Source organism: Anaerolineales bacterium, assembly GCA_022866145.1.
GTDB lineage: Bacteria > Chloroflexota > Anaerolineae > Anaerolineales > E44-bin32 > PFL42.
The window spans coordinates 1-2,216 of sequence record JALHUE010000429.1; the positions used below are offsets into that span (position 1 = coordinate 1).

Genomic DNA, 2,216 nt, shown 5'->3' on the forward strand with positions numbered 1-2,216 from the left:
CATCCGGCGCAATCCAGGATCACCCTGGAAGCGCTCGGGGCGCAATGGGCATACGGCACGGGAGCGAGCGCAAGCTAGACAGTCACCTCGTCTGGCACGACCGGCTTGTCCTTGGCCTTGAACACCATGCCAGGCACGTCGAAGCTGGGCCCCGAGTCCTCCAGCTGCTCGGAGTACTCCTTGATGGCCTGATCCCGGACCTTCTTGGTCACGGAGTACACCCAGGCCTCGTCCAGTTCATGCTGCACATCCGGCCAAGGGTAGTGGGCTGCGCCATACCCAAGACGCCGATTCGCCAGCCATTGTAGCTCTCATGCGTGGACCCGAATCCCTTCTGGCCGGGGAGTCTCGAAGGCATAGCAAGCCTTGCAGTAGAAGAGCGCGGCGCCCAGGCGGCCACCCCGATCGAACGTCATCGTGGGATGGCTGATGTTGATGTCTGCATTCATCAAGCGGCCATGGACCCGGCCGGCCAGCCTGGCGTCAATCATCCCGATCAAGACGTAGGGATCCTTGATGCGCTTGCGGTGCCACTCGAGCAGCTCTTCATCAACCCCGGCGCGACGATATCAGAGAAGTCATGCCCGACAACCATGACGTTCCGGGCATTCTGCATTCGAAGCTCAGCTGCTTCTAATTTCGCCGCACGAATCTGCATCTCCTCGCCGGTCTGGAGCTTCATGGTCGCGGCGGCCCACGGCTTCTTGTCCATCGGGCAGCTCTGGAGCAACGGTTCGATATCGCGACCGTTGAGGGTCTACACTTCGCGGGAAACTGGTCCTGGCGGTTCTAACCGAATGCCTTGAATCTCGTTCTGGAAGAACCCTTGAGCGATCGTCAAGTATATTCAATATGGCCTGACGAATCAAGGTGACGCACTGACCTTCGGCCTCCGGCAGCATTGTTGGTGAGGGAACATTCCGGCATGACGGAGTCGACAAAACGCGGTCCGAAGGTCGCTTGGTTGTTGCCGCATCGTTGCGTGTCGCCCGGCCCCGACAAGAGGTCAAGGGTCTGGGTCCGCTAGACAGCTGGAAACATGCAGGTCCTCCCATGCAAGCTGGGGAAAGAGGCGAGCAAGGGTCTTCCTCACCCATTGCAAGGGACTCTGTCCCTTGGTTGGGATTGGCGCGACCTTAGAGCGGAAACGAGGACACCTGCTCGCTTGTCGGTGATTGCAGCGCAAAGGAGTGGGTCCCGACGATGCCCGGTGGACCCAAGCACTTGAGGGCTACTCATGTCGGGCCAACCGAAATGTGAATACGGCTCTTGACCATTCCGCTTCTCGGGCGGTCTTGGACGTCGCGTGGGGGCACGACGTCGCAGGCCCTTGGCCCAGATGCGCTATGTCTTGACGCCGCGACGCGTGAACTGGCTCACAAACATGCGACTTGAGATTCACCCAAGCTGCGCACGGTCCACCTGGACGGTGGTGCTACAACTCAACCGAGGGCCGAGTTCAACCATAGATGACCGATTGTGCTAGTATTCGCCATTGTTCGCGTCCATCTGCCAGACTGCAAGGCGCCGTCTGCCTCGACGCATGGTCGGAGGGCCAAGGAATCTGCCTTGGACTCGTCAAGACAGCCCATCGTCATGCACACAGCGCAGGGGTGAGGCTGCTCGCGGGCAGGTGAGGGCTGAGGTGTCTCCGGGTTGCACCAGGGCGCTCCCCCCCGTGAACCACAGACGCCGGTGGGCGGCGGCATCATCCGCCCGGGGGTCTCGATACGAGCGCCAGTGCACAATCCAAGACATGCGGATTCGACAGCACCCAGGTCGAGACGTCCGCTTTCCCGACGTCGAGGCGAGCGGTGACGAGGAAGAACGGGAGAGGTGGATCGACCCCTGGCCAGAGCATGCCGGGGTTGTCTCTGCGGGCGTCCGCGATCTTCATCGACAGATTGCTGAGCGTGCACATTCAGACCGAAGCGGAGTCAACATGAGGAAGGCATCCCTTTCCCTACAACAGCTACCGCAGGCGAACTTGCCTGCGGCAGGTGTGGCAATCGGGGCGCCCGAACTCCCCTCCCTTGAGTTCTTGCGCTCACTGTCCGATGAGCTAGGTCTGTCTATGAGCGACTCGGACCTGGAAGCCTACCGTGAGTTGATGCGTGGTCCCCTACTGTCTTTCGAGGTGGTGGCCGCGGCAGATCAGCCAACACTCGCGGTCCGCTACCCTCGTGAAGACGTCAGGCCGCCAAGACCGGAAGAGA

At 61.0% G+C, this 2,216-nt stretch carries 4 protein-coding genes; all 4 read right to left on the reverse strand.

The annotated features are described in order from the left end of the window. Positions 1–74: 74 nt before the first annotated feature. Positions 75–212, reverse strand: a complete 138-nt coding sequence (locus MUO23_12940) for a hypothetical protein (GenBank protein ID MCJ7513858.1) — start codon at positions 210–212, stop codon at positions 75–77. 99 nt (positions 213–311) lie between these two features. Next, a complete protein-coding gene (locus MUO23_12945; GenBank protein MCJ7513859.1) occupies positions 312–500 on the reverse strand; it encodes a hypothetical protein in 189 nt (62 codons plus the stop codon). Then, complete coding sequence (locus tag MUO23_12950; GenBank protein MCJ7513860.1) at positions 497–712, reverse strand: hypothetical protein; 216 nt, start codon at positions 710–712, stop codon at positions 497–499. Before MUO23_12950 ends, MUO23_12945 begins: the two co-directional genes overlap by 4 nt. 996 nt (positions 713–1,708) lie before the next feature. Further along, positions 1,709–1,897: a hypothetical protein gene (locus MUO23_12955; GenBank protein MCJ7513861.1), complete on the reverse strand. Its 189-nt coding sequence runs from the start codon at positions 1,895–1,897 to the stop codon at positions 1,709–1,711. Positions 1,898–2,216: the final 319 nt, after the last annotated feature.